Below are 20,924 nucleotides of genomic sequence, written 5' to 3'. Positions count from 1 at the left end.
CCGAAGGCCTTTAGGTTTACGGGTCGCGCCCGTCCTCCCGCCGCTTCGCAGAAGGGCTTCCCCCGCATGTCCGCAACCACCGAGGCGAGAGCCGGCTCCGCTCCCGACCTTCGCCCGGGCACGCTCGGCACCGCCGACATCGCCTTCTTCGTCGTCTCCGCCGCCGCCCCGCTCACCGTGATGGCCGGCGTCGCCCCCATCGCCATCGTGCTCGGCGGCATCGGCGCCCCGGCCGGCTACCTGCTCGCCGGAGTCACCCTGGCGATCTTCGCCGTCGGCTTCACGACGATGAGCCGCAACGTCCGCAGCGGAGGCGCCTTCTACGCCTACATCACCCGGGGTCTCGGCAAGCCGGTCGGCATGGGCGCGGCCCTGCTCGCGATGATCGGCTACAACGGGATGGAGATCGGCGTCTACGGGCTCCTGGGCACAGCCACCGCCGACACCGCGCACGCCCTGTGGGGCATCGACATCCCCTGGCTGCCCGTCTCGCTCGCGGGACTGCTGCTCATCTGGTGGGGAGGCTTCCGGTCGATCGACTTCGGCGCCAAGGTCCTCGGGGTCCTGCTCCTCGCCGAGACCGGAATCCTCTTGCTGCTCGCGGCAGGCGTCCTGATCAAGGGCGGCCAGGGCGGCATCGGGCTGGACTCCTTTGCACCCGGCCACGTCCTCGTCCCCGGCACGGCCGCCGTCCTCGCCTTCGCCTTCTCCGCCTTCACCGGCTTCGAGTCCACCGTCATCTACCGCCGCGAGGCCCGCGACCCTGCTCGCACCATCCCGCGCGCCACCTACATCGCCGTCGGATTCCTCGGTCTCTTCTACGCGTTCATCGTCTGGACCGTGATCCCAGCATTCGGCGACGAGGCCGTCGTCGCCGCGGCCACCGACGACCCCGGCGGACTGTTCTTCGCCGCCATCACCACCTATGTCGGCGGCTGGGCGGCGGACCTGATGCACGTGTTCATCGTGACCAGCATCCTGGCGTCGCTCCTCGCCTTCCACAACGCCATCAACCGCTACGGGCTCGCGCTGTCGGAGGAAGGCGTCCTGCCCACGGCGCTCGCGAAGGTGCACCCGCGCCACCGTTCGCCCCATGTCGCGGGCATCGCCCAGACGGTCCTCGGGGCCGCCGTCGTCCTCGGCTTCGCCGCCGCCGGAGCCGACCCCTACACGCAGCTGCTGTTGTGGGTGAACACCCCCGGCATGATCGGGCTCATGGCGCTCATGCTGCTCGCCGCCGTCGCCGTCCCGTGCTACTTCCGCGGCATCGGCCACGGCGAGGGCCGGATGCGCACCGTCGTCGCGCCGGTGACCGCCGCCGTGCTCCTCGTCGTGGCCATCTGGCTCGTGGTCTCCAAGGTCGCCCTCTTCACCGGCGCCTCACCGGCCGTTAACACCGTCCTCGTCGCGCTCGTCCCCGCCGTGTTCCTCCTCGGCATCGCGCTCGCCCTGTGGCTGCGTCGCAGCCGGCCCGAGGTGTACGCCGGATTCGCCACCGAACCGAACGAGTAAGGAACAGCACCCCGTGCCCACCGCAGACATCGTCCTCACCGCAGCACACGTCCGCACCCTCGACCCCGGCCGTCCGCACGCCACCGCCGTGGCCGTCAAGGACGGCACGATCGCCGCCGTCGGGGACGCGCACGACGTCCGCCCGTGGCGTGGACCGGACACCGTGCGGATCGACCTGCCCGGCGCCACCGTCGTCCCCGGCCTCACCGACAGCCACAGCCACCCCGTCTGGGGCCTGCAGATGGCCACCGGCACCGACCTCTCCGGCGTGCGCGACCTCGGCCAGCTGCGCACCGCCCTGCACGCCGCGGTGCCCCCCGACGGATGGATCACCGCCTACGGTCTCGACCACAACGTCTTCGGCGGCAAGCCCGTCGACCGCGACCTGATCGAGGACGTCCTCGCCGGCGCGCCCGCCTTCATCCGGCTCTACGACGGCCACTCCGCCCTCGTCAGCGGCGCCGCACTGCGCGCCGCGGGCATCGACGGCCCCCGGTCCTTCGAGCAGCGCGCCACCGTGGTGTGCGACAGCACGGGCCGTCCCACCGGGCACCTGATCGAACACGCCGCCGTGGACCTGGTGAGCGGACTCGTGCCCAAGCCGTCGGTCGCCGAACGCCGGGCCCGGCTCGTCGCGCTGCTCTCCGCGATGGCGGCGACCGGTCTGACCGGCGCCCATGTCATGGATCTCGGCGACGGCGACGTCCCCGAACTCCTCGCCGCCGTCGAGGAGGAGGGCGACCTGCCGCTGCGTCTGCGCCTCGCCCCCTGGTGCATGCCCGGTGCGAGCGCCGCGGACCTGGACGAGCTGATCGCGCTGCAGTCCCGCGCGGGACGCCACTGGCGGGTCGACGGCGTCAAGTTCTTCATGGACGGCACCGTCGAGGGCGGCACCGCCTGGCTGGAGCACGCCGACTGCCACGGCCAGGGCACGGACGCCTTCTGGCCCGATCCCGAGGCCTACACGGCGACCGTCCACCGACTGCACGCCGCCGGTGTGCGCACCGCCACCCACGCCATCGGCGACGCCGCGGTGCGGCACGTGCTGGACACCGTCGAAGCGCTCGGCGCCGGCGCACGGCTCAGGCACCGCATCGAACACATCGAGACCGTGCCTGAGGAGCAGATCCCCCGCTTCGCGCGGCTGGGCGTCATCGCCTCCATGCAGCCCCCGCACACCGCGTACACCCGGGCCGACCGCACCGACGAGTGGTCCCGGCGGCTCGGGGACGAACGGTCCGGCCGCGCCTGGCGCTGTCGGGACCTGCGGGACGCCGGCGCCTGGCTCGCGCTCGGCTCCGACTGGCCGATCGCGCACTACGACGCCCGCGAGGTGCTGGCGACCGCCCGGGCCCCCAAGGGCGCGGCGTCCCGTCGCGCCGGACTGACCGGGCTGATGGCCCTGGAAGGCTGCACCACACACGCGGCCGTGGCCGGGGGCGAACAGGACGTGTCGGGTCGGATCACTCCCGGCCGCCGGGCGGATCTCACCGCCTTCGGCCTCGACCCCGTGGACGCCCCGGCGGACGAGGTCGCCGAGGCGCCGGTCCTGCTGACCATGACGGGAGGCCACATCACCCACCGGTCGGAGTAGCGCGGCGGGCCCGGCGAACCCGCCGGGCTCGCAAGGCCGTTCGGCTCGCGCCGCCCCACTACTGATACGATCCCCGCGCGTGCGAGAGCCGCGACTTCCGCTCCAGCAAGGGAGGTTGATGAATATGGCCTGCGAGGCCCCTCATCGGCATGCCCTTGGCCGGGCCGCCCGCGCAGTGTGAGCGGCCCGGTCGTCAACACGACCAGGAGAGTCGCGTGTCTTCTTTCTCATCGGCCGGTACGGATCCCACCACCGACCGCCTCGTCCTGCGGACCTGGTCCGCGGATGAGCTCGCCGCCGTCCTCGACGGCACTCACCGTGCCCACTGGGCGGAGGACTTCCCCGCCGACGGCGACCGCGTCATCGCGGACTTCATCACCGGCCACCCCGACGCCCTGCACATGTACGGGCACCGGCTGGTCGTCGAACGGGACACCGGGCTGGTGGTCGGCTCCATCGGGCTGTTCTGGCCGCCCACCGACGGGGCCGTCGAGATGGGGTACGGCATCGTGCCGTCCCGGCGGGGCCGGGGCTACGCCTCGGAAGCCACCCGCGCCCTCGCGGAGTTCGCCCTGACGGCACCGGGCGTGCACACCGTCCACGCCCAGGTGGAGCTCGCGAACCCCGCTTCGGTCCGCGTGCTGGAGAAGGCCGGGCTGCGGCGCTGGAGCAGCGACGCGGACACGGCCCGGTATCGCATCACGGCAGCGGATGTGACGCTGCGGTGAACCGGCCGGGGGGCCGGCGGCGGGTGCGTCCCGCCGTCGGCCCCCCGGTGCCGCGGCACAGCGCGCGCCCACGGAGGAAGCCCCTCCGGGCCGCTGACCGGGACGACAACTCGTCTGCTGCGCCGGGCAATTGTTCGACCACCTGTCGATTGTGGCGTGGGTCACCCCGGAGGAAGCTCTCTCGCCATGGCAGACAACCGCACCTCTGAGGTGCAGCGGCTCAAGGCGAACTCGGTCAGACTCGTCAGCGTCGTCTTCATGGCGGTCGCGACGGCCGCACCCATCACGGCGATGACCGGCAACCTGCCCATCGCCGTCGGCTTCGGCAACGGCACCGGCGCACCCGCCGGTTATCTCTTCGCGACACTCGTTCTGACCGTCTTCTCCGTCGGCTATGTCGCCATGGCGAAACGGATCACCGCGGCGGGCGCCTTCTACGGCTACATCTCCCACGGCCTGGGCCGGATCACGGGCCTGGCGTCCGGCATGCTCGCCGTCCTCGCGTACATCGTCTTCGAGGCCTCGATCGTCGGCGTCTTCGCCTACTACGCCCGGACGACCGTCGCCGACCAGCTCGGCGTGGACCTGCCGTGGATCGTCTATGCGGCGGCGATGCTCGCGGTGACCGCCGTCCTCGCGTACTTCGACATCAACCTCACTGCCAAGGCGCTCGGCGTGATGCTCGTCGCCGAGATCGCGGTCCTCTTCGCCGTCGCCACCGCGGTACTCCTCGCCGGCGGCGGCCCCGACGGCATCCCGCTCGAACCGGTCAACCCGAAGAACGCTTTCACCGGGGTCTCGGCCGGTCTCGGCCTCTTCTTCGCCTTCTGGTCGTGGGTCGGCTTTGAGTCGACCGCCATGTACGGCGAGGAGTCCCGCGACCCCAAGCGCGTCATTCCCCGCGCCACTCTCGTGTCCGTCATCGGCGTCGGGCTCTTCTACATCTACGTCTCCTGGATGACGATCGCCGGAAACGGCCTGAACGGCGCCGTCCAGGTATCCTCCTCCACCAGCCCGCTCGACCTCTTCTTCGACCCCACCAGCGCCTTCATCGGCGCCTGGGCCGTCGACGCCTTCCAATGGCTGCTGCTCACCGGCTCGTTCGCCTGTGGCATGGCCTTCCACCAGTGCGCCTCGCGCTACCTGTACGCGATCGGCCGCGAGGGCTTCCTGCATCCGGCCCTCGGCCGTACACACCGCTCGCACGGATCCCCGTACATCGCCTCCTACGTCCAGAGCGCCATCGCCGTCGTGCTCGTGGGCGCCTTCTGGCTCACCGGCCAGGACCCGTACATCCACCTCTACACGCTGCTCGCCATCCTCGGCACGATGGCGATCCTGATCGTCCAGACACTGTGCTCGTTCGCCGTCGTCGGCTACTTCCGCCACAACCACCCCGAGGACCGGCACTGGTTCAGGACCCTCACCGCGCCGCTGCTCGGCGGCGTGGGCATGATCGCCGTCGTCGTCCTGCTGGTGCTGAACATGGAGACCGCCGCCGGCCTCGCCGCCGACTCGGTCTTCTTCGCGGCGATCCCCTGGATCGTCGGCGCCGTCTTCTTCGGCGGGCTCGGACTCGGCCTCTACCTGAAGGCCAAGCGACCCGACCGGTACGAGATCATCGGCCGGATCGTCCTGGAGGACGCGGCCGAACGCACCGAGGACGACGAGCGGCCATCACCCGACACCACCGCCGTCACCCAGAGCTGACCTCCCTCTTCCTCCCCCAGGAGCGCCCCATGGCACGCACCAGTCCGATGCACCTCCTGAAGCAACTGGCCGCCGACCACGCAGCCGCCCGGCGCCTGCGGATACCCGTCGCGGAACTCCGCGGCCTGAGGTCCGAGCCGATCGGCCGCAGATCCCTGCTCAGGTACGCCGCCGCGGCCGGCGTGACGGCCACCGCGTCGACAGCCCTCTCCCGTCCCGCGCCCGCAGCCGCGGCGACGCCCCGGGCCGCGGCCGGCAACGGTGCCCGGATCGCCGTCGTGGGCGCCGGGATCGCCGGCCTCACCGCTGCCCTCACGCTCCAGGACGCGGGCCTCGCCCCGGTGCTGTACGAGGCGAACCCCTCGCGTGTCGGCGGCCGGATGTGGACCCAGCGCGACCACTGGGCGTACGGGCAGACCGCCGAGATCGGCGGAGAGCTGATCGACACCGGCCACAAGAAGATGCTGGAGCTCTGCCGCCGCTTCGCCCTCCCCGTCGAGGACTTCCTCGGCGGCGGGCCCACCGGCGCGGAGGAAGTCCTCTGGTTCCACGGCGCCTACTACCCGCGCCACCAGGCCGACGAGGACTTTAAGGCGGTCTACCAGTCGCTGCACCGCGACCTGTCCGAGGCGGGCGAGGTCATGTGGAACCGGACCACACCCACCGGCACCGCGCTCGACAACATGTCGATCCACGAGTGGATCGAGTCGCGCGTCCCGGGCGGTCACTCCTCGCCGCTGGGCCGGTTCATCGACGTCGCCTACACCGTGGAGTACGGCGCCGACACTGCCGAGCAGTCCGCGCTGGCCCTCGTCCTGCTGATGGGCTATCAGACCAATCCGGGGCACTTCAACGTGTGGGGCCTGTCCAACGAGCGCTACCACATCACCGGCGGCAACGACCGGCTCCCCAACGCCATCGCCGGGGCACTGTCCCCGGGCACCCTCCGCATGGGCTGGTCGCTGACCGCCGTACGTGCCAACGCGGACGGCACGCAGACCCTCACCTTCGACGAGGCGGGCAGCCTGCGGACCGTCACCGCGGACCACACCGTGCTGTGCGTCCCGCTGCCCGTCCTGCAGCAACTCGACCGCAGCCAGGCGGGGTTCGACCCGCTGATGCAGAGCCTGCTGCGGGACGCGCGGATGGGGTTCTGCACCAAACTCAACATGCAGTTCGGCAACCGGCCCTGGCGCGGCACCGGCGCGTGGCCCGGTGTGTCGGCGGGCGACTGCTTCACCGACACGGGCGTCCAGCAGACCTGGGACACCACCAAGATCCAGCCGGGCACGGGCGGCATCCTCATCCAGTACGGCGGTGGCCGCCTCGCCCGGGAGCTCACGCCCGCCGGGCCCTTCTCCACCGAGTCCGACCCGTACGTGCGCGATCTGGTCGCCCGGCGGCTCGCGGGCATCGACGCCTTCTTCCCCGGCACCTCCCGTGCCTACACGGGCCGCGCCCAGCTCTCCGCCTGGCACCGCAACTCGTACTCCCTCGGCGCCTATTCCTGCTGGCCGGTCGGCTACGTGCACCGGTACGCGGGCTACGAGGGGACCGCGCAGGGCAACATCCACATCGGCGGCGAGCACTGCAGCTACGACTTCCAGGGCTTCATGGAAGGCGGCGCGACGGAGGGCGAGCGTGCGGCGCTGGAGGTCGTCGACGCGCTGAGCTAGCAGGTGTCCGGCGGGCCGGGCTGCGGCCCAGGTCCGCCGGACAGGCACCGGTGCGGCCGTCAGGCCCGTTCCACCAGCAGCGCGGCCACCGAACGTGCCGTCTCGAGCGCGCCGTCGCGGTCCGCGCCGCGCTGGCCGAGGACGACGCGCGTGCTCAACCCGTCGAGCAGGGCGAGGAGCTCCGACGCGCGGGCCGCCGCGTCCGGACCGGCGGCGAAGCGGCCCTGCCGGACCCCGGCGTTCGTCGTGATGCTCGCCGGACCCTTCTAGTTACGTCCCGATGCCCGCCGACTAGACCCGCTACCTGCCGAGGACGACCCCGTTGCGCTCGCTCACCTGGTACGGCGCCCTCGGCGGCTTCGTCTCGTCGGTGGCCCTGGGCATGGCGGGGGGCGCGGCGGCGACACAGACCGACATGACGGACGCCGTCGCGGGTGCGGAATCGCTGCTGCCCGACTGGTTCCAGCCGCTCTTCCTCGCGCTGGCCCTCGGCGGCTCGGTCACCCCGTCTACTGGGCCCTCGCCCGGCGCACCGTCGCCCCGCACACCGCCCTGTCGTGACGACTTCCCGCGCGGCGCGACGGGCGCATCGCGCGGGCCCACAGCACCGAACCACCCGTACCACCACTGGAGTTCCCTGACATGGCCCCCGCCGCGCACCACGCCGACCTCGTCCTGCGCAACGCCCGCATCCACACCGTCGACCCCGCGCTCCCCGAGGCAGGGGCCGTGGCGGTGACCGACGGCCGCATCGCCTGGCTCGGCCCCGACGACGACGCGACGGCGTGGACGTGGCCGCGGACGCGTGTGATCGACGCCGCCGGGAAGCTCGTCCTCCCCGGCTTCATCGACGCGCCCAACCACGTCCGGCTGGGCTCCAACGACGCCTGCGATCTCGACCCGGCGACCGGCGAGGTGCCCGCGTTCGTCCTGAGCTACGACGTCCACACCGGCCCTCTCCAGCGACTGGAACGTGGCCGAGATGGACCCGGTGATCGGCATCTACACGGCCGTCACCCGGTGCCCTCTTGGCGGCGGCAAGCCCTGGATGCCGCAGGAGACGATCAGCGTGGCGGCCGCGGTCCACGGCTGCACGATGGGCTCCGCGTACGCCAACTTGCCGGAGCACGACCGCGGTTCACTGACCGTCGGCAAGGCAGCCGACTTCGTCGTCCTCTCCCGGGACATCCTCCGCTCGGCCCCAAAGGACATCCCGGGCACCGTCGCGGAGACCGTCGTGGTCGGCGGCCGGGTGGAATGCGACGGATGACTGGGGACAGGCCGTCGTAGGGTGGCGGCGTGACGACACGGGACGACGCGCACCGGGACACGGTGCTCTACGGGTGTATGGGGCTCGGCGGGAGCTGGGACTCCGAGCCCTACGGCGCACAGGAGATCGCCCAGGCCGAGGCAGCGGTCGAGGCGGCGCTGGAGTGCGGCATCACCACCTTCGACCACGCCGACATCTACCGGCACGGCAAGGCCGAGGCGGTCTTCGGAGAGGTGCTCGCCAGGGCGCCCGGGCTGCGCGAGCGCATCGTCGTGCAGACCAAGTGCGGCATCCGGCTCGCGGACGGCGACCGGCCCGGCATCTACGACCTGCGGGGCCGGACCGTCCTGCGCCGGGTCGAGGAGAGCCTGACACGGCTGCGGACCGACGTCGTCGACGTCCTGCTGCTGCACCGTCCCGACCCGCTGGCGGACCCGGACGACCTCGCCGAGGCGCTGACCGCACTGCACCGTCAGGGCCTGGTGCGCCGGTTCGGCGTGTCCAACATGGGGGCGGCGCAGATCGCGCAGTTGCAGGCCAGGCTCGATGTCCCGCTGGTGGCCAACCAGTTGGAGATGAGTCTGCACCGGCGCGACTGGCTCGAAGCCGGCGTCCTGGTCAACACTCCGGCAGCCGCGGCCAACGGCTTTCCGTTCGGGACCGTCGAGTTCTGCCGGGACAACGGGGTGCGGCTGCAGGCGTGGGGCGCCCTCGCGCAGGGGCGCTACACGGGGCTGCAGGAGACGGCCGAGGAGGCGGCGACCGCGCAACTGGTCGCCGCCATGGCGAAGGCGAAGGGGACGACGCCGGAGACCGTCCTGCTGTGGTGGCTGCGGCGCCACCCCGCGCGGATCGCCCCGGTCGTCGGCAGCGCGCGCCCCGACAGGATCCGCGCCTGCCGCGACGCCGTGCGGCACGACCCTGCGCTCAGCCACGAGGAGTGGTACGAACTCTGGCTCACCGCCCGCGGCAAGCCGCTGCCCTGACCCAGGGGTACGGGCGTGTCCCCCAACGAGAACGAGCGCTTCGCCCCCGTGCCCCCGTGGCCGCCTGCGCGGCGGGGTCTTCACCGCGCGCCGACTGCGCGGCGCATCTCCGCGCGTGCGCGGTCGGGCGCCTGCTCCGCGGCGCGTTCGCTGGCCCACGGGGCTCGGCTGCGCGCCTGCCCGGGATTCTGACGAGACCCGGGGCTCCGTCCCTGACCCCGCGGCCGCTTGCGGGGCGGGGAAGGCGGCTCCGCCCCCGTGCGCCGCGCGCATGCGCGGTCGGCGTGGCCGCTGCGCGGCGCGGGCGGTGGCCCCGGGGGCTCGGCCCCGCCCGCGCCGTCGGGTGGCGGCGCGGGCGGGGCGTTCACGCTTCGCGAAACCGCTCAGCGGTCCTCGCGCAGCAGATCGGCGCACTTCTCGCCGATCATCATCGTGGTGATGCACGGATTGACCGTGACGAGGTCCGGCATGACCGACCCGTCCGCCACCCGCAGCCCGTCCACGCCCTTCACCCGCAGCCGGGCGTCGAGCGGCGCCGTGGGATCGTCGTCCGCGCCCATCTTCACCGTGCAGGCCGGGTGGTACACGGTGTTGTGCGTCTTGTGGATGTAGTCGAGCAGCTCGTCGTCGGTACGGACATCGGGCCCCGGCGCGAGTTCCACCCCGGCCCAGCCCGCGAGCGCGGGCTGCGCGGCGATGCGGCGGGCGAGCCGCAGGCCGTACGTCATGACGCGCACGTCGTGCTCGTGGGTGAAGTACCGCGGGTCGACCATCGGCTTGTCGCGGTAGTCACGCGTCCTCAGCCGCACCGTGCCGCGCGACTTGGCACGTGTCACGTTGGGGGTGAGGCAGAAGGCGTTCTCGGACGTCGGATAGCCGTGGCGGGCGGTGTTCATGTCGAAGGGCACCGAGCCGTAGTGGAACATCAGGTCCGGCCGGTCCAGGCCCGGCTCGGTGTCGTAGAAGATGCCCGCCTCCCACCACTGGCTGGAGGTGGTGGTCATCGGCTGCTTCGCCTCCCACATGATCACGCCCTCGGGGTGGTCCTGCAGGTTCTCGCCGACTCCGGCCGAGTCCACCAGCACGTCCACGCCGACGTCCCTCAGATGCTCGGCCGGGCCGATGCCGGACAGCATCAGCAGCTTGGGCGTGTCGATCGAGCCGCAGGAGACCACGACCTCGCGGCGGGCGCGGACCGTGCGGGTGTGGACCAGGTCCGGGTCCAGGTACTCGGCGCCGACGCAGCGGCGGCCGTCGAACACCAGCTTCTTGGCGCGTACCCCGGTGCGTACCTCCAGGTTCGGCCGCTTGCCCATGACCGGGTGGAGATAGGCGACCGAGGAGGACTGGCGGATGTTGTTCTCGTCCGAGTTGATCTGGAACCAGTTGGCGCCGCGCACCACCGTCGTCCCGGTGTTGAACGCCGTCGTCGGTATGCCCTCCTGCGCGCACGCCTCCAGCAGCGCCGCGCCGCACGGATCGCCGCCCTTGAGCGTGCGCAGCTTCACCGGACCGGTGCGGCCGTGGTGGTCGCCCGGCGCGTCGTTGTTCTCCAGCCGGCGGTACAGCGGGAAGAGGTCCGCCGCGCTCCAGCCCGTACAGCCGGCCTTCGCCCAGTCGTCCAGGTCCTCCGCGGGCGCCCAGAACGCGATGCACGAGTTGTGCGACGAGCAGCCGCCCAGCACCTTGGCACGGGCGTGCCGCATGAAGCTGTTGCCGCTCGTCTGCGGCTCGACCGGGTAGTCCCAGTCGTAACCGGACTCCAGCAGGCCCATCCAGCGTTCCAGCCTCAGGACGTTGTCGTCCCCGACGTCGCTCGGCCCCGCCTCCAGGACGCACACCGTGACGGACGGGTCCTCGCTGAGCCGCGCGGCGACGACATTGCCCGCGGTTCCGCCGCCGACGACGACGTAGTCGAACTCTTCGGTCATGAGGTGGTGATCTCCTTCAGTTCACGGGGCTCCGGGGCCGCGACGGCCGCGTGCTCGGCGAGTACGCCCGTACGGTGCCGCTGGACGAACCAGTAGTAGGCGAAGCCGCCCACCGCGATCGCGCCGACGAACAGGACCGCGCCCCAGCGCAGGTACCAGTGGAAGGGGGCGGCGGCGTTGTAGACGGCGGACCGCGGCCAGATGAGGTTGAGGGTCATGGCGCCGCCCCACAGGACGGCGATGACATTGACGGGCAGGCCCCACCGGCCCAGCGAGAACTTGCCCTCGGCCGGCTGCCACCGGCCGCGCACCCGCGCCACCAGCATCGGTACGGTGACCAGCAGGTACGCCAGGTAGATCATGATGATGCCGATGCTGGTGACCACGGTGAAGATCTGCGGCTGGCGGATGTTGACCAGCAGGATCGCCAGCGCCAGCACCCCGATGATCACGGTCGGCAGGATGGGCGTGCTGAACCGCGGACTGACCTTCGCCAGCCGGGACGAGGCCGGCAGGTTGTTGTCGCGGGCCATGGCGAACGCGAGCCGGACCGCCGCCGTGTGCACGGCGAGCGCGCACACCGTCACCGCGATCAGCACGCACCACAGCATCGCCTTGCCGGCCGTTGGCCCGAGCACGTCCAGCACGACGTACTGCAGCCCGTCGGTCGACAGCTTTTCGCCGCGCAGACTCGACACGCTCATCAGCGCCAGCAGCAGGATGAGCCCGCCGAGGACGAAGGAGGCGACGATGGCCCGGATGATGGCACGCGGCGCGTTGCGCGACGGGTCCAGCGACTCCTCGCCGAGCGAGGCTGCCGTGTCGAAGCCGTACATGACGTAGGCGGAGGCGAGCGAGGCGATCAGGAACGCGCCGAGATAGCCGAAGGACTGGCCGGAGCCGGTGCCTGCCGTGTCCGTGACGACCTGCGGACCACGTACGACGTTCACGGCCAGCAGCACGATCAGCACGACGGTGGCGATCAGTTCGATGAAGACACCGGCGGTGTTGATCCTCGCCATCAGCTTCACGCCGAAGGCGTTGACCACGGTGGTGAACAGGATCAGCACGGCCGCCAGCAGGACCGCGTTCGTCGCCACGTCGTACTTGCCGGTGCCGTCCCCGACGAACTGGAAGGAGGACGATATCTGCGGCAGCGTCAGCTGGTAGGCCAGCGCGACGGCCGCGATGGACACGACGGAGGCGAGGAGCATCATCCAGCCGGCGAGCCAGCCGACGTGCGGATTGCCCACCTTCTTCGACCAGTTGTAGATGCACCCGGCGACCGGGTAGCGGGCGGCCAGCTCCGCGAAGCAGAGCGCCACCATGAACTGGCCGACGAACACCATCGGCCACGACCACCAGTACGCGGGGCCGCCGCTGGCGTAGCCGAAGTAGAACAGCTGGAAGGTGCCGGTGAGGATCGAGATGTACGAGATGCCGGCGGCGAAGGTGTGGAAGTTTCCGAGGGTGCGCTTGAGCTCGGGGCGGTAGCCGAATTCGGCGAGTTCCGCGTCGTCATCCATCTGGACGGGACCGGGTGGGGCAGAGGTCATGAGCAACTCCTGGGCGAGCGGAGGAGGGTGTCAGGCGAACCAGCCCTGCGGTTCGGGGGACGTGTTGCGCCAGATGTGCTTCACCTCGCGGTACTCGGCGAGGCCTGCCGGACCGAGCTCACGCCCTGTGCCGGACTGCTTGTACCCGCCCCACTCGGCCTGGGGCAGATAGGGGTGGTAGTCGTTGATCCACACGGTGCCGAGCCGCAGCCGGGACGCGATCCGCTGCGCCCGGGCCTCGTCGCCGGTCCACACGGCGCCCGCGAGGCCGTAGATGGTGTCGTTCGCGAGCCGTACGGCCTCGTCCTCGTCCCCGTCGCGGAACCGCTCCACCGTCAGGACCGGTCCGAAGGACTCCTCCCGCACGACCGACATGCCGGCGTGGCACCCGTCGAGAACGGTCGGCAGATAGTAGAAACCGCCGTCGTACGCGGGGCCTTCGGGCCGGGCACCGCCGCAGCGCAGCACCGCGCCCTCCGCGACACCGGCCGCGACATACGCCTCGACCTTGGCGCGATGGGCCGCCGAGATCAACGGACCCGTCCGCGCCTCGTCGTCGAAGGGACCGCCGAGCCGGATCAGCTGCGCCCTGCGCACGACCTCGTCGACGAACCGGTCGTGCAGCGAGTCCTCTACCAGCAACCGCGCCCCGGCCGAGCACACCTGCCCGGAGTGCAGGAACACCGCGGTCAGGGCCATGTCCACGGCAGTCTCGAAGTCGGCGTCCGCGAACACGATGTTGGGGTTCTTGCCGCCCAGTTCGAGCGCGACCTTCTTCACCGTTCCCGCCGCGGCCGCCATCAGACGGCGGCCGGTGTGCAGACCGCCGGTGAAGGACAGCAGGTCCACGTCGGGATGGTCGGCGAGCGGTGCGCCCGCCTCCGGGCCCGCGCCCAGCACCAGGTTGGCGACGCCGTCCGGCAGTCCCGCCTCCGTGAGAAGCCGTACCAGATGGATCGCGGTGTGCGGAGTGAGCTCGCTCGGCTTGAGGACGAAGGTGTTCCCCGCGGCCAGCGCGGGGGCGACCTTCCACGCGGTCTGGAGCAGCGGGTAGTTCCACGGCGTGATCAGCCCGCACACGCCGACCGGTTCGTACACGGTCCGGCTCTCGCTGCCGACCGTGCCCGTGTCGATCACCCGGCCCGTCTCGGTGGCGGCGAGCCGCCCGAAGTACCGGAAGCACGCGACGATGTCGTCGATGTCGTACGCGCTCTCCACCAGGCGCTTGCCGGTGTCCAGGGACTCGGCGCGGGCCAGCGCGTCCTTGTCGCGGACCAGCAGATCGGCCACCCGCAGCAGCAGATCACCGCGCTCGGCCGCCGGGGTGTGCGGCCACGGCCCCTCGTCGAACGCCCGGCGGGCCGCGGCGATCGCGTCCACCGTGTCCTCGCCGCCGGCCTCGTCGACCTCGCCGACGAGGGAGCCGTCGGCGGGACAGCGGATCTCCCGGGTGCGCTTGTCGCGGGCGGCGGTCCATGTGCCGCCGATGAACAGATCAGGCATGGACGCCTCCGAGGTGCTCGGTCAGCCAGGAGTGGAAGATGCCGATGTGGTGCTCGGTGGGCACCAGGACACCGCCGTCCCGGTAGGCGCGGGACGCCATCGCCGGCTGGGTGCGCTCACACGCCTCGAAGTCCTGGGCGTTGACCCGGTGGAACAGCTCCACGGACTTCGACACGTCCGCCCCGGACTCCACCACCTCGGGCGCGTACAGCCAGTCGCACTCGACGACCGTGCGGTCCTCGGCGAGCGGGAACATCCGGTGCAGGATCACGTGGTCGGGCACGAGATTGATGAAGACCGTCGGCTTGACGGTGATCGCGTAGTAGCGGCGGTCCTGGTCGTCCGCGACCTCGGGCAGCTTGGCGAACCCCTCGCTGCCGTCGACGGTGAAGCCCTTGATCCCGTCACCGAACTCGGCACCGTGGCCCACGTAGTACTGCGCCGCGTAGCCGTCGGCGAACTCGGGGAGTACTTCGGTGAGTTCGGGGTGGATCGTCGCGCAGTGGTAGCACTCCATGAAGTTCTCGACGATCAGCTTCCAGTTGGCCTTCACGTCGTAGGTGATGCGCCGGCCGAGTGCGAGGTCCTCGGTCCGGTAGCGCTCGATGGACGCGGCGTCGCCGAGGCGCTCGACGGCCGCGCCGATGACGCTCTCCTCGAAGGACGGCGGCTCGTCGGCCAGGCACACCCAGGCGTAGCCCAGCCATTCCCGCAGCGCCACGGTCACGAGACCGTATGTGGTGCGGTCGACGTCGGGCATCTTCGTCAGGTTCGGTGCGGCGATCAGCTTGCCGTCGAGGTCGTAGGTCCAGGCGTGGTACGGGCACTGCAGGGAGCGCTTGACCTCGCCGGACTCCTCCGTGCACAGCCGGGCGCCGCGGTGGCGGCAGATGTTGAGGAAGGCGCGCAGCTCGCCCTTGCGGTTGCGGCTCACGATGACGCTCTCGCGGCCCACCTGGACGGTGCGGAAGGCGCCGGGCTTGTCGAGGTCGGCGCTGCGCACGGCGCAGAACCACATCGATTCGAACAGCCGCTCCTGTTCCTGCCGGAAGATCTCCGGGTCGGTGTAGTAGTGGCCGGGCAGGGTGCTGATCAGACTCTGGGAGACGGGGGACTCGGGGGAGACGGGGGTTGTCGTCAGGGCGTGCTCCTCAGGCGGGCGCGGCGGGACAGCCGGCGAGGCGTGTTCCCCCGCGAGCGAGGGGAAGTGTTGTTGCGCAATGCACGATCACTTGCGCGATGGGGAACATCGTGGGGACGTGGAGAAGGCGCCGTCAAGAGTCGCGGGTTAACGACAGGCAAAACCGGGAGCGAATCGGAAACGCCCGGGACGCACGACGCGGGGCCCGGTACCCCGGCTGCGTCGCATCGGCAGCGCACCGTGGAGGCGCCTGCCGACCGCGCCGCGTGCCTGGTCCGGGCGGTGTCACGAGCGCAGCGTCGCCGCCCTGTCCGGCGGCACGGACGCGCACCTGATCTGCTTCCGTCCGGGTCATCCCCGTCGTCACACGTCCGCGACACCACACGCGCGCCTGCGGATGGGGGCGGGGAAGACGGGGTAGAACGGTCCCGGGCGCTGAGGCACGGCGCTCGGAGCCGCTCGTGACGCGGGCTGTTCCTCAGATGGACAGAAGGACGGGTATGGCCAGCGGTACGGTGAAGTGGTTCAACGCGGAAAAGGGCTTCGGCTTCATCTCACAGGACGGCGGAGGCCCCGATGTCTTCGCCCACTACTCGAACATCACGGGCACCGGCTACCGGGAGCTCCATGAGGGTGAAGTCGTGACCTTCGACGTCACGCAGGGACAGAAGGGTCCTCAGGCGGAGAACATCGTTCGCAACTGAGCCGCCTCGGCGGCATGTGCACCGGACCGCCACCTCCTCGGTGGCGGTCCGGTGCGCGTTCCGGGCCGGACGCCGACGGCGCGGGCGCGCGGGCGGTGCGGGTGCGCGGGCGGTGCGGGTGGCCTTGCTCGCGCGGGCGGCGTCAGTCCACCCGCAGGACGAGCTTCCCGCGGGTGTGGCCGCTCTGGTTGAGGCGCCACGCCTCAGCCGCCTCGGCCAGCGGGAGCACCCGGTCGACGTGCACTGTGAGTCTGCCCTCGTCGGCCAGGGCGGCGAGGGCGGTCAGCCCCGCGGCGTCGGGCCGGACCCAGACGTATCGGGCGCCCTTGGCGGGTGCCTGGGGATCGGCGATCGACGCCACCCGGTCCGGCCGGTCGACGAGCGCGAGCGAGACGTCGACCGCGTCGCCACCCACGAAGTCCAGGGCCGCGTCGACGCCATCCGGGGCCAGCGCCCTGATCCGGTCCTCCAGTCCGGGGCCGTAGGTGACGGGTTCGGCGCCGAGCTCGCGGAGGAAGGCGTGGTTGCGCTCGCTCGCCGTACCGATCACCCGAGCGCCGAGTGCCACGGCGATCTGTGTGCCGATCGACCCCACGCCGCCGGCGGCGGCGTGGACGAGGACCGTGTCACCCGCGCGGACGCCGACACGCTGGATCGCCTGATGTGCCGTCAGCCCGGCCAGGGGCGTTCCCGCCGCCTCCTCCCAGCTCATGGTGGCGGACTTGCGGGCGAGCATGCGCACAGGGGCGGAGACGTACTCGGCGTAGGCGCCGAGCTGGGCGGTGTCCTTGCGGATGTACCCGTACACCTCGTCGCCGACCTGGAACTCGTCCGCGTCGAATCCGACGCGCTCGACGACTCCCGCCACGTCCCAGCCGGGGATCAACGGGAAGCGCACCTCCATGACGCCGTCGAGCCCGCCCTGCGCGAGCTTCCAGTCGACCGGGTTCACGCCCGCGGCCTTCACGCGCACGAGCACTTCGCCGGGGGCCACTTTGGGGTCGGGGTGGTCCGAGAGTTCCAGGTCGTCGGCCTTGCCGTACCGGCTCATCGTCACAGCTCTCATGTGCGGCAATCCAACCACGGCCGGTCCGCGGGACACCGCAACGTGAGGGATCCGCCTGGTGGGCACCCTTGTCGGGCCTCCGGCGTTGTCCCATACTCACACCGGTGATTGACAGGGGCACATCATGCAGGAGCGAAACCCCTGCCGGTGTCCCTCCTGGCTGCACCTCACGAGCCCGCCCACCCATCGGGCCCCTGAACTCCACAGGAGGAGATCGAGTGAGGAACAAGCGCACCAACCCCGGCACCTCCAGACGCATCCGCCTGCTCGCCGTCGCCGCCGGCATCGTGGCCGTCACCTCGGTCGGCCTGCCCAACGCGGGCGCGGCGTCCCCGGAGGTCCACAGCGCCACCCTGCTGGCCCGGGTCAGCGACGCCGTGCTGAAGGCAGACGTCGGCGGCACCGCGTGGCACGTCGACGAGGCGTCCGGCCAGGTCGTCGTGACCGCGGACAGCACCGTCTCCCGGGCCGGGATCGCCGAACTGAGGAAGGCGGCGGGAGCCGACGCGGGAGCCCTCAGGATCGAGCGTGACAGCGGCGTCTTCGCGCCGCTCGGCTCGGCCGGCGACGCCATCTACGGCAGCGGCTACCGCTGCTCGCTCGGATTCAACGTCGTCAGCGGCAGCACCTACTACTTCCTGACCGCGGGGCACTGCGGGGACGTGTCCAGGAACTGGTACGCCAATTCCGCGCAGACCACACTCATCGGCCCGACGGTCGGATCCAGCTTCCCGGGCAACGACTACGCCCTCGTCCGCTACGACAACGCCTCGCTCAGCCACCCCGGCGGCTTCACCGCTGCCGACGCGTACATCGGCGAGTCCGTCAAGCGCACCGGATCCACCACCGGCACGCACAGCGGCACCGTCACCGCGCTCGACGTCACCGTCCACTACAGCGGCGGCGGCACCGTCAGGGGCATGATCCAGACCAATGTCTGTGCCGAGCCCGGTGACTCCGGCGGCCCGCTCTACGACGGCAGCAAGGCACTCGGCATCACCTCGGGCGGCAGTGGCAACTGCCGTACCGGCGGCACCACCTTCTACCAGCCGGTCCCCGAAGCGCTCGCCAAGTACAACGTGAGCGTCTACTGAACGACAGGCGGCCGGACCGGGATGCCGACCCGGTCCGGCCGCCGTGCGCGTGAACTGCCTAGAAGGTCAGGTTCCAGGCGTTGATCCTGCCCGTGTCCTGTGTGGCGGTGTCACGCACCCGCAGCTTCCACGTACCGTTCGCGACCTCGCTCGAGGCGTCGACGCTGTACGTCTTGCCCACGTCGTCCGTGCCGTCGTTGTTCGCGAAGTCCTCCAGCAGGTACACCGTGCCGTCCGGTGCGACGAGCGAGAGGACGAGGTCCCCGCGGTAGGTGTGCTGGATGTCCACACCGACCTTGAGCGTGGCGGGCGCGTTGCCGGAGACACCGGAGACGGCGATCGGACTCTCCACCGTGGCGTTGTCGGCGATCGCGACATCAGCCGTGTTCTCGAAGAACGTCCCGGTCGGCGGGGTGCTTCCGCCGACCGCCTTCAGCGCGTCGACCTGACCCTCGCCGAAGAACCCGTTGTCGGCCGTCGTGCCCGTGCACCGGCTGTCGGACGGACAGGCGGTGTCGGTCGCCTGCGAGTCCAGCCGGGCCCCCTGGTGCTGCCCGTCGAATCCGTCGTCCGCAGGCCGCGGGAGTGGACGCGGTGACATCGGCGGCCGTGTGGCTGACCTACTCGACCGCCTACGGCGGCCTGGTGACCACCGGTGGTCTGAGCGCGGGCGAGCACGTACTGATCACGGGTGCGTCGAGCGGTGTCGGCACCGCCGCCGTGCAGATCGCCAACCAGGTCGGTGCGATCCCCATCGCGACCACGCGCACCGCGGACAAGCGCAAGCGCCTCCTCGACCTGGGAGCCGCGCACGTCGTCACCACGGACGAGGACGACCTGGTGGCGGAGGTCCGCCGGATCACCGGCGGACAGGGTGCCCGGCTGGCCTTCGACGCCATCGGCGGCCCCGGTTTCCGCGCCGCCGGGCGACGCGCTGTCGCCCGGCGGCGCGGCCGTCCTGTACCGCTGGCTCGACCCGCGCCCGGTCGAACTGTCCATGAACTGGCCGCTGACGGTGCACACCTATGCCAACGGTGCGATGCTCCGCGCGGCGGACGGCCGCCGCCGTGCGGAGCACTTCATCGAATCCGGCCTGAGAGACGGCTCCCTCACGCCGGTGATCGCCGAGACCTACGACGGGCTGGAACGCATGGCCGACGGCCACCGGCTCATGGAGTCGAACCGTCACACGGGCAAGATCGTGATCCGGGTCTGACCCGGATCCGCGCGAGAGGCCCTGGGCTCAGCCCGGGGTCTGGCCGCGCTCGAAGTAGGCGGCCAGCTCCGGGTCCACCGCATCGACCCGGCGCGGTGTGCCGCCGTCCCGGAGCGATGCCGTGGCCTGGACGCCGGCGGCGACGGCCATCCGGGCGGCGACCGGTGAGGTGTCGGTCCGGCCGCCCTCGCGCACGAAGCGGACGAACTCGTCGACGAGCCGCGGGTCGGCGCCGCCGTGCCCGGCGTTGTGCTCGGCGGCGGGGATGGCGTGGGTCTCGTCCGCCTCGGGGCGGTGGCCGGAGCGGCGCGTGTTCCACACCTTGACGCAGCCGCCGGGCCCGTCGCCGAAGTTCTCCAGCCGGCCCGCGTCCCCGATGACGGTGTAGTTGCGCCAGTAGTCGGGGGTGAAGTGGCACTGCTGGTACGCGGCGAGCACACCGTTGTCGAGGCGCATGTTGAGCAGCGAGACGTCCTCGACGTCGATGACCGGGTTGAGGGCGCGCTGGGTGTGCGGCGGCCAGTGGCCGTCCTTGGTGTACCAGTCGTCGGGCTTGGGTTCCCCCGGGGCGCGGCGGTGCGGGTTGTCCCCGTAGACCATCAGGTCGCCGAGGGCCTGGACGTCCCTCGCCCATCCTCCGGCGAGCCAGTGCAGGACGTCGATGTCGTGCGCGGCCTTCTGGAGCAGCAGGCCGGTCGTGAAACGGCGTTGGGCGTGCCAGTCCTTGAAGTACCAGTCACCGCCGTAGCCCACGAAGTGGCGGATCCAGACGGTCTTCACACGGCCGATCGCGCCCCGGCCGATCAGGTCGCGCATCAGCCGGACCACGGGCATGTGGCGCATGTTGTGGCCGACGTACAGGCGGGTGCCCGTCGCGTACGCCGTGCGCAGGATCTCGTCGCAGCGCTCCACGGTGATGTCGAGGGGCTTCTCGACGAAGACGGCCTTGCCCGCGCGCAGGGCCTCGCACGCGACGTCGGCGTGCGTGTGGTCGGGGGTGAGGACCAGTACGGCATCGATGTCGGGGTCGGCGATCACCTTGCGGTGGTCGTCGGTTGCGGCGGCGTCGGGGAAGGCCGTGGCCGCCTCCGCACGGGCCCGTGGGTCCGGGTCCGCGACCGCGGTGACACGGGAGCCGGCTCCCGGACGGTGGGCGGTGCGCGCCAGGCTGCCGCGCAGGCCGTAGCCGAGAACGCCGATGCGGAGGTCGGTCATGGTCTTCCTTCCGAGGAGCTAC

17 protein-coding genes and 3 pseudogenes are annotated in these 20,924 nt (G+C 71.4%); 11 read left to right on the top strand and 9 right to left on the bottom strand.

Going from position 1 to position 20,924, the window contains the following annotated elements:
- Positions 1–66: 66 nt before the first annotated feature.
- The 5 genes from ACLB9X_RS09425 (at position 67) to ACLB9X_RS09405 (ending at position 7,220) form a co-directional block, all read left to right on the top strand.
- Positions 67–1,512, top strand: coding sequence for an APC family permease (locus ACLB9X_RS09425; protein WP_410359803.1), 1,446 nt, complete (start codon positions 67–69; stop codon positions 1,510–1,512).
- Positions 1,513–1,525: 13 nt separating this feature from the next.
- Positions 1,526–3,106 (top strand): amidohydrolase, encoded by a 1,581-nt coding sequence (locus ACLB9X_RS09420; protein ID WP_410359802.1) that lies wholly within the window; start codon positions 1,526–1,528, stop codon positions 3,104–3,106.
- 215 nt (positions 3,107–3,321) lie between these two features.
- Positions 3,322–3,834 carry a GNAT family N-acetyltransferase gene (locus tag ACLB9X_RS09415; RefSeq protein ID WP_410359801.1) on the top strand — a complete coding sequence of 171 codons (513 nt, stop codon included), beginning with the start codon at positions 3,322–3,324 and terminating at the stop codon, positions 3,832–3,834.
- A gap of 186 nt (positions 3,835–4,020) precedes the next feature.
- Entirely contained in the window at positions 4,021–5,544 is a 1,524-nt protein-coding gene (locus ACLB9X_RS09410) for an APC family permease (RefSeq protein WP_410359800.1), read from the top strand.
- Between the two features lie 29 nt (positions 5,545–5,573).
- Positions 5,574–7,220 carry a flavin monoamine oxidase family protein gene (locus ACLB9X_RS09405; RefSeq protein WP_410359799.1) on the top strand — a complete coding sequence of 549 codons (1,647 nt, stop codon included), beginning with the start codon at positions 5,574–5,576 and terminating at the stop codon, positions 7,218–7,220.
- A gap of 59 nt (positions 7,221–7,279) precedes the next feature.
- Here ACLB9X_RS09405 and ACLB9X_RS09400 read toward each other — a convergent pair whose 3' ends face one another.
- Both ACLB9X_RS09400 and ACLB9X_RS09395 read right to left on the bottom strand, forming a co-directional pair.
- On the bottom strand, positions 7,280–7,471 hold the full coding sequence (locus tag ACLB9X_RS09400) for a TetR family transcriptional regulator C-terminal domain-containing protein (protein WP_410360082.1): 192 nt from the start codon (positions 7,469–7,471) through the stop codon (positions 7,280–7,282).
- Positions 7,472–7,520: 49 nt separating this feature from the next.
- The gene (locus ACLB9X_RS09395) at positions 7,521–7,916 is read right to left on the bottom strand and encodes a hypothetical protein (RefSeq protein WP_410359798.1); all 396 of its coding nucleotides are present in this window, start codon (positions 7,914–7,916) and stop codon (positions 7,521–7,523) included.
- Positions 7,917–8,184: 268 nt separating this feature from the next.
- On the opposite strand from ACLB9X_RS09395, the pseudogene ACLB9X_RS09390 reads away from it, so the two are divergent.
- Both ACLB9X_RS09390 and ACLB9X_RS09385 read left to right on the top strand, forming a co-directional pair.
- Positions 8,185–8,490 (top strand): annotated as a pseudogene (locus tag ACLB9X_RS09390) (amidohydrolase family protein); the annotation flags it as partial.
- 29 nt (positions 8,491–8,519) lie between these two features.
- Entirely contained in the window at positions 8,520–9,476 is a 957-nt protein-coding gene (locus ACLB9X_RS09385; RefSeq protein ID WP_410359797.1) for an aldo/keto reductase family oxidoreductase, read from the top strand.
- A gap of 383 nt (positions 9,477–9,859) precedes the next feature.
- On the opposite strand, the gene ACLB9X_RS09380 is transcribed toward ACLB9X_RS09385, so the two are convergent.
- Genes ACLB9X_RS09380 through ACLB9X_RS09365 form a run of 4 tightly spaced genes read right to left on the bottom strand, consistent with a single transcriptional unit; the run spans position 9,860 to position 15,607 of the window.
- Positions 9,860–11,407: a GMC family oxidoreductase gene (locus ACLB9X_RS09380; RefSeq protein WP_410359796.1), complete on the bottom strand. Its 1,548-nt coding sequence runs from the start codon at positions 11,405–11,407 to the stop codon at positions 9,860–9,862.
- On the bottom strand, positions 11,404–12,963 hold the full coding sequence (locus ACLB9X_RS09375) for an APC family permease (protein ID WP_410359795.1): 1,560 nt from the start codon (positions 12,961–12,963) through the stop codon (positions 11,404–11,406). The genes ACLB9X_RS09380 and ACLB9X_RS09375 overlap by 4 nt, the downstream gene beginning before the upstream one ends.
- A 30-nt stretch (positions 12,964–12,993) precedes the next feature.
- Positions 12,994–14,466, bottom strand: a complete 1,473-nt coding sequence (locus ACLB9X_RS09370) for an aldehyde dehydrogenase family protein (RefSeq protein WP_410359794.1) — start codon at positions 14,464–14,466, stop codon at positions 12,994–12,996.
- Entirely contained in the window at positions 14,459–15,607 is a 1,149-nt protein-coding gene (locus tag ACLB9X_RS09365; protein WP_410360081.1) for an aromatic ring-hydroxylating oxygenase subunit alpha, read from the bottom strand. The genes ACLB9X_RS09370 and ACLB9X_RS09365 overlap by 8 nt, the downstream gene beginning before the upstream one ends.
- Before the next feature lie 500 nt (positions 15,608–16,107).
- Between ACLB9X_RS09365 and ACLB9X_RS09360 the strand changes: the two genes are divergently transcribed.
- Complete coding sequence (locus ACLB9X_RS09360) at positions 16,108–16,311, top strand: cold-shock protein (RefSeq protein WP_410359793.1); 204 nt, start codon at positions 16,108–16,110, stop codon at positions 16,309–16,311.
- A 142-nt stretch (positions 16,312–16,453) separates the two neighbouring features.
- Here ACLB9X_RS09360 and ACLB9X_RS09355 read toward each other — a convergent pair whose 3' ends face one another.
- A complete protein-coding gene (locus ACLB9X_RS09355) occupies positions 16,454–17,377 on the bottom strand; it encodes an NADP-dependent oxidoreductase (RefSeq protein WP_410359792.1) in 924 nt (307 codons plus the stop codon).
- A 218-nt stretch (positions 17,378–17,595) separates the two neighbouring features.
- Between ACLB9X_RS09355 and ACLB9X_RS09350 the strand changes: the two genes are divergently transcribed.
- The gene (locus ACLB9X_RS09350) at positions 17,596–18,471 is read left to right on the top strand and encodes a S1 family peptidase (protein ID WP_410359791.1); all 876 of its coding nucleotides are present in this window, start codon (positions 17,596–17,598) and stop codon (positions 18,469–18,471) included.
- A 58-nt stretch (positions 18,472–18,529) separates the two neighbouring features.
- On the opposite strand, the pseudogene ACLB9X_RS09345 reads toward ACLB9X_RS09350, so the two are convergent.
- A pseudogene (locus ACLB9X_RS09345) lies at positions 18,530–19,006 on the bottom strand (proprotein convertase P-domain-containing protein); the annotation flags it as partial.
- Positions 19,007–19,056: 50 nt separating this feature from the next.
- On the opposite strand from ACLB9X_RS09345, the pseudogene ACLB9X_RS09340 reads away from it, so the two are divergent.
- A pseudogene (locus ACLB9X_RS09340) lies at positions 19,057–19,335 on the top strand (zinc-binding dehydrogenase); the annotation flags it as partial.
- A gap of 10 nt (positions 19,336–19,345) precedes the next feature.
- Positions 19,346–19,687 (top strand): zinc-binding dehydrogenase, encoded by a 342-nt coding sequence (locus ACLB9X_RS09335; RefSeq protein WP_410359790.1) that lies wholly within the window; start codon positions 19,346–19,348, stop codon positions 19,685–19,687.
- A 27-nt stretch (positions 19,688–19,714) separates the two neighbouring features.
- Here the strand turns inward: ACLB9X_RS09335 and ACLB9X_RS09330 are convergent, their stop codons facing one another.
- Positions 19,715–20,902 (bottom strand): Gfo/Idh/MocA family protein, encoded by a 1,188-nt coding sequence (locus tag ACLB9X_RS09330; protein ID WP_410359789.1) that lies wholly within the window; start codon positions 20,900–20,902, stop codon positions 19,715–19,717.
- Positions 20,903–20,924: the final 22 nt, after the last annotated feature.

The organism is Streptomyces sp. 5K101 (assembly GCF_046506645.1).
Lineage (GTDB): Bacteria > Actinomycetota > Actinomycetes > Streptomycetales > Streptomycetaceae > Streptomyces.
The sequence above is the reverse complement of the archived record's forward strand: the minus strand, read 5'-3'. Positions and strand labels throughout refer to the sequence as shown.

Excerpts from the sequence above, each read along its gene's own strand:
- ACLB9X_RS09425 (WP_410359803.1), top strand. The coding sequence starts at position 67 with ATGTCCGCAACCACCGAGGCGAGAGCCGGCTCCGCTCCCGACCTTCGC.
- ACLB9X_RS09410 (WP_410359800.1), top strand. The coding sequence starts at position 4,021 with ATGGCAGACAACCGCACCTCTGAGGTGCAGCGGCTCAAGGCGAACTCG.
- ACLB9X_RS09405 (WP_410359799.1), top strand. The coding sequence starts at position 5,574 with ATGGCACGCACCAGTCCGATGCACCTCCTGAAGCAACTGGCCGCCGAC.
- ACLB9X_RS09380 (WP_410359796.1), bottom strand. The coding sequence starts at position 11,407 with ATGACCGAAGAGTTCGACTACGTCGTCGTCGGCGGCGGAACCGCGGGC.
- ACLB9X_RS09375 (WP_410359795.1), bottom strand. The coding sequence starts at position 12,963 with ATGACCTCTGCCCCACCCGGTCCCGTCCAGATGGATGACGACGCGGAA.
- ACLB9X_RS09370 (WP_410359794.1), bottom strand. The coding sequence starts at position 14,466 with ATGCCTGATCTGTTCATCGGCGGCACATGGACCGCCGCCCGCGACAAG.
- ACLB9X_RS09360 (WP_410359793.1), top strand. The coding sequence starts at position 16,108 with ATGGCCAGCGGTACGGTGAAGTGGTTCAACGCGGAAAAGGGCTTCGGC.
- ACLB9X_RS09355 (WP_410359792.1), bottom strand. The coding sequence starts at position 17,377 with ATGAGAGCTGTGACGATGAGCCGGTACGGCAAGGCCGACGACCTGGAA.
- ACLB9X_RS09330 (WP_410359789.1), bottom strand. The coding sequence starts at position 20,902 with ATGACCGACCTCCGCATCGGCGTTCTCGGCTACGGCCTGCGCGGCAGC.